Annotated in this window: 4 protein-coding genes; 2 read left to right on the forward strand and 2 right to left on the reverse strand. The window is 73.6% G+C overall.

Annotated features, from left to right (window positions below; all coding sequences use genetic code 11):
* Together ACXJKL_RS14845 and ACXJKL_RS14850 are read left to right on the forward strand one after the other, a co-directional pair.
* Window positions 1-1,703 (forward strand): PP2C family protein-serine/threonine phosphatase (locus ACXJKL_RS14845; protein WP_457207815.1); only part of this gene is annotated, 1,703 nt, incomplete at its 5' end.
* A 94-nt stretch (window positions 1,704-1,797) separates the two neighbouring features.
* Complete coding sequence (locus tag ACXJKL_RS14850) at window positions 1,798-2,424, forward strand: YceI family protein (RefSeq protein WP_457207816.1); 627 nt, start codon at window positions 1,798-1,800, stop codon at window positions 2,422-2,424.
* A 35-nt stretch (window positions 2,425-2,459) separates the two neighbouring features.
* Here ACXJKL_RS14850 and ACXJKL_RS14855 read toward each other — a convergent pair whose 3' ends face one another.
* Both ACXJKL_RS14855 and ACXJKL_RS14860 read right to left on the reverse strand, forming a co-directional pair.
* Complete coding sequence (locus ACXJKL_RS14855; RefSeq protein WP_457207817.1) at window positions 2,460-3,497, reverse strand: zinc-binding dehydrogenase; 1,038 nt, start codon at window positions 3,495-3,497, stop codon at window positions 2,460-2,462.
* Window positions 3,498-3,539: 42 nt separating this feature from the next.
* The coding region (locus ACXJKL_RS14860) for an FtsX-like permease family protein (protein ID WP_457207818.1) at window positions 3,540-4,752 on the reverse strand (1,213 nt) is incomplete at its 5' end.

Raw genomic sequence — 4,752 nt, forward strand, 5'->3', positions numbered from 1 at the left:
AGCAGGTGGCCGACGGCTTCCTCGGCCATGCCATGGGCACCCTCGGTGCCACCTCGGCCATGGTGCTCTCGCTCGACGCGGACGACGTGCTGCGGACCCTCACCTGGTTCGGGCGCACCGGCGACGGGGCGGACCACTACCAGGAGATCCCGCTCGCCAGCGACCTCCCGGGCGCGGTCGCGGCGCGGGAGGGCAAGGACGTCCACTACCGGTCCGTGCAGGAGATCACCGCCACCTTTCCCGACCTGACCGGCTACTACCCCACCGACCGGACCCTCCACCTGCTCCCGCTGCACCGCGACGGCACGACGTACGGGCTGCTGGCCCTCACCTTCCCCCCGGACCTCTTCACGGCACACGAGGACGGCTTCCTGCACTCCCTCGCCGGCGCCCTGACCAGCGCGGTGGTGCGGGCGGCCGAGCTGCAGGACTTCGACGCCGCCACGCAGCGCACGGTGCTGCTGGCGGAGGCGTCGATGAGCCTGTCGCGCAGCCTCGACATGGACACCACCGTCGCGGAGGTCGGCCGACTCCTCGTCCCGAGGTTYGCGGACTGGTGCGTGCTGCAGGTGCTGCGCGACGGGGAGCTCGAGACGGTGGCCGTGCAGCACCGCGACCCGGAGACCACCGAGTGGGCGCGGACCCTCACCGGCGCCTTCCCGACGCGCATGGACGCCCCCACGGGTGCCGCCCACGTCGCGCGCACCGGGGAGAGCGAGATCTACCCCTACATCCCCGCCGAGCTCCTCGAGGCCTCGGCCGTCAACGCCGACCACCTGGCGATCCTGCGCAAGCTGGGCCTCACCAGCGCGATCGTCGTGCCCCTGCCGGGTCGCGACACCGTGGTGGGTGCGGTCACGCTCATCCACGCCGAGTCGGGTCGCCACTACAGCGACGAGGACGTCGCCTTCCTCGAGGCGGTGGCCGCCCGGGTGGCCGTCGCCCTCGACACCGCCGCGACGTTCGAGCAGCAGTCCGAGCGGCTGGCCGGGGTCACCCTGGTGGCGGAGGCCGCGCAGCGCGCCATCCTGGCGCCGCCGCCCGCGCGGACCGGTCCCGTCACGCTGTCGGCCCGATACCTGTCCGCGGCCTTCGAGGCACAGGTGGGCGGGGACCTGTACGAGGTCGTGCGCGGCCCCTCGTGCGTGCGCCTGCTGGTCGGGGACGTGCGCGGCAAGGGCCTCTCCGCGGTCCGTACGGCGACCGTGGTGCTCGGCGAGTTCCGTGCGGCGGCCGCCGGGCCGGGCGACGTCGCCCACGTGGCCCGAGAGATCGACCGGCGCATCCTCCCGTACCTGCCAGACGCCGAGGACTTCGTGACCGGGGTCCTGGTCGACATCCGGCACGACGGCGGCTTCGACATCGTCTCCTGCGGCCACCCCGCGCCGGTGCTGCTCTCCGCGCACGGCCTCGTCGAGACCATCGAGCTGGACCACTCGCCGCCGCTCGGCCTCGGGGTCGACCCGGTCGTCGCGCGCGGCAAGCTGGCACCCGGGGACCGGCTGCTGCTCTTCACCGACGGGTTGATCGAGGCCCGCTCCCCCACCGGCGGGTTCGTCGATCCGGCACCCTTCCTCCCCGCGGTCGCCCGAGCGGACTTCGACACGGCCCTCGACGGCCTGCTCGCGTCCGTGAAGGAGGCCGCCGGACACGCGCTCGAGGACGACCTCGCCCTGTTGCTGGCCTGCTTCGACCCCGAGTGACGCGGGTCACGCGATCGCGGGAATGAAAGGCGGGCGGACCGCCTTATGGTAGTTGAACTCTCAACCACCAACCCTCTCGCCGTCTGGAGACACCATGTCCTTCTTCCGCCGCAAGCCCGCCACCTCCCCCGCCCAGCACGCTCCCGCGGCCGACGCCCCGGGCGTCGTGGCCGTCGCCGACGCCGGCTCCACGATCACCGGCGACTACGTCATCGACCCCAGCCACAGCCGCCTCGGCTTCTCGGCCCGTCACGCCATGGTCACCACCGTGCGCGGCGACTTCACCGACTTCGACGGCACCGCGCGCATCGACGCGGAGAACCCGGGCCTCTCGCACGTCGCCCTGACCCTCCACACCGCGAGCATCAACACCGGGTCGGCCGACCGCGACGGTCACCTCCGCTCGGGCGACTTCTTCGACACCGAGGCGTACCCCGAGATCACCTTCACCTCGACCTCCGTCGAGCGCGACGGCACCGACTGGACGATMACCGGCGACCTCGCCATCAAGGGCATCACCCGCCCGGTCACGATCGCCTTCGAGGAGAACGGCACCGCGCAGGACCCCTTCGGCAACCTCCGCATCGGCTTCGAGGGCGCCACCACGATCAACCGCAAGGACTGGGACCTGACCTGGAACGCGGCGCTCGAGACCGGCGGCGTGCTGGTCTCGGAGAAGATCAAGCTCGAGTTCGACGTCTCGGCGATCAAGAGCGTCTGACCCGGCGGGCCGGGCATGACCGGGCGACCAGTCGCTCAGCGGCGGGGGTCGATCATGGTCATGCCGGCCACCGTGGCCCGGTCGAAGCCGGGCAGCAGGGCCGCGGCCTCCGCGAGCCCGATCGTGCGCTCGACGAGGAGCTGCGGCCGCAGCGACCCGGAGCGGATGAGCTCCATCATCTCCGGGTAGTCGGCCGCCGCCATCCCGTGGCTGCCCAGCAGGTCGAGCTCCCAGCCGATGACGCGGGCCATCGGCACACGCGGGTGCCCCTCGGCCGGCGGCAGCAGGCCCACCTGGACGTGACGGCCGCGCCGACGCAGGCTCAGGATCGCGTCGGCGCAGGTCTGCTCGCTGCCCACCGCGTCGACGGCGACGTGGCTGCCTCCGCCGGTGAGGTCGGCGATCGCGGCGGGGACGTCGACGCCGTCGGCCAGCAGCGTGTGCTCGGCCCCCAGGGAGGTGGCCGCCGAGAGCGCCTCGGGGTTGCGGTCCACCGCCACCACCCGGGCACCCGCGGCCGCGGCGATCATCACCGTGCTGAGGCCGACCCCGCCGGCCCCGACGACCGTCACCCACTCCCCGGGACGGACGCGCGCGCGTCCCACCAGGGCGCGGTACGCCGTGGCGAACCGGCAGCCGAGACCGGCGGCGGTGGCGAGGTCGACCTCGTCGGGAACGGCCACCAGGTTGGTGTCGGCGGCGTGCAGCGCGACGTGCTCGGCGAAGGAGCCCCAGTGCGTGAAGCCGGGCTGCTGCTGGTCCGGACAGACCTGAGCGTCACCGGCCAGGCACCAGCCGCAACGCCCGCAACCGCAGACGAAGGGCACGGTGACCCGGTCGCCGACCCGCCACCGGGCGACCTCCGGGCCCACCTCGACCACCACGCCGGCCAGCTCGTGGCCCGGGACGTGCGGGAACGCGATGTCGTCGTGGMCGGCCCAGGCGTGCCAGTCGCTGCGGCACAGGCCGGTGGCCCGCACCTCGACGACCACCCCGGCCGGGGGCGCCGCGGGCTCGGGCACGTCCCGGACCTCGGGACGGGCTCGGACGGCATCGAGGACCACGGCGCGCATCCCCACATCCTGTCAGCCGCGGCCGGTGCGTCACGCCCGGCGTCACTCGGTGGTGATGGCGCGCAGCACGTCGACCCTGCTCGCGCGGCGAGCTGGTCCGATCGCCGCGAGCACGCCCACGGCGGTCGCCACGACGAGGTAGACGACCAGGGTGACCACGGGGACCGCGAGCGTCGTGACGCCCTCGGCGACGAGGGCGCGGCTCAGGGCGATGCCCGAGACCACGCCGAGGACGATGCCGGTGAGCGCTCCGAGGAGCGAGATCAGCACCGACTCCCGACGTACGACGGTGCGCACCTGGCGCCGCGTCCCACCGACGGCGCGCAGCAGCCCGAGCTCGCGGGTGCGCTCGACGACGGAGAGCACCAGGGTGTTGACGATGCCGAGCACGGCGACCACGACGGCGAGCAGCAGCATCGCGGTGACGATCCCGAGCAGCTGGTCGACGGAGTCCTGGGCCTCGCGGGTGATGTCCGCCGGGTCGTTGACGGTCACGTTGGGGTAGTCGGCGAGGGCGGCGACGACGATCGACCTGATCTGCTCCGGGTCCGCGCCAGGAGTGCCGTTCAGCAGGATGGCGCCGTCGAGGACCGAGGTGACGTTGGCCGAGAAGTCGGGCAGCGTCATCACGTAGGACGCCCTGATGAGGCTGCCCTTGCCGAACGTGCCGGCAACCCGGAGCTCGGTCTCCCCGGTCTCCGGGAAGGTGACGGTGACCTCGTCGCCGACACCGACGCCGAGGTCCTCGGCCGCATCCGTCCCGACCAGGAGTCCCCCGGGGGCCAGGTCGGCCACGCTCCCGCTCTCGACGCCCAGGTCGATGACGCGGTCCAACCCGGCCGTGTCCACCGCCGTGACCAGGGTCGAGTGTCCGTCGACCTGTGCCGCGGACTCGCGGAGCTCGACCACGTCGGCGACGTCCGTGCGCGCCCGCAGGAGGTCGGCGACCGACGGGCTGATCCCGATGCCGGCGCCGGCGGGCTCGAGGACGAGGTCCGAGCGGTTGCCTCCGCTCACCGCGTCCGAGACGGACTCCTTGAGCGAGGTCGCGGTCACCGCCACCGCCGCGACCACGGTCAGTCCGATCGTCAGCGCCAGCGCGGACGCCGCCGAGCGCCGCGAGTTGCGCGCGACATTGCGCGCGGCCAGCCGCCAGCCACCGCCCCGGGGCCCGTGGTCGGCGAGCCGCGCCATCCCCCGGGCCAGGGTCGGCCCGGCCAGCACCAGCCCCACGAACGTCGTCAGGGTCGCGACC

Source organism: Nocardioides sp. P5_C9_2 (assembly GCF_054049555.1).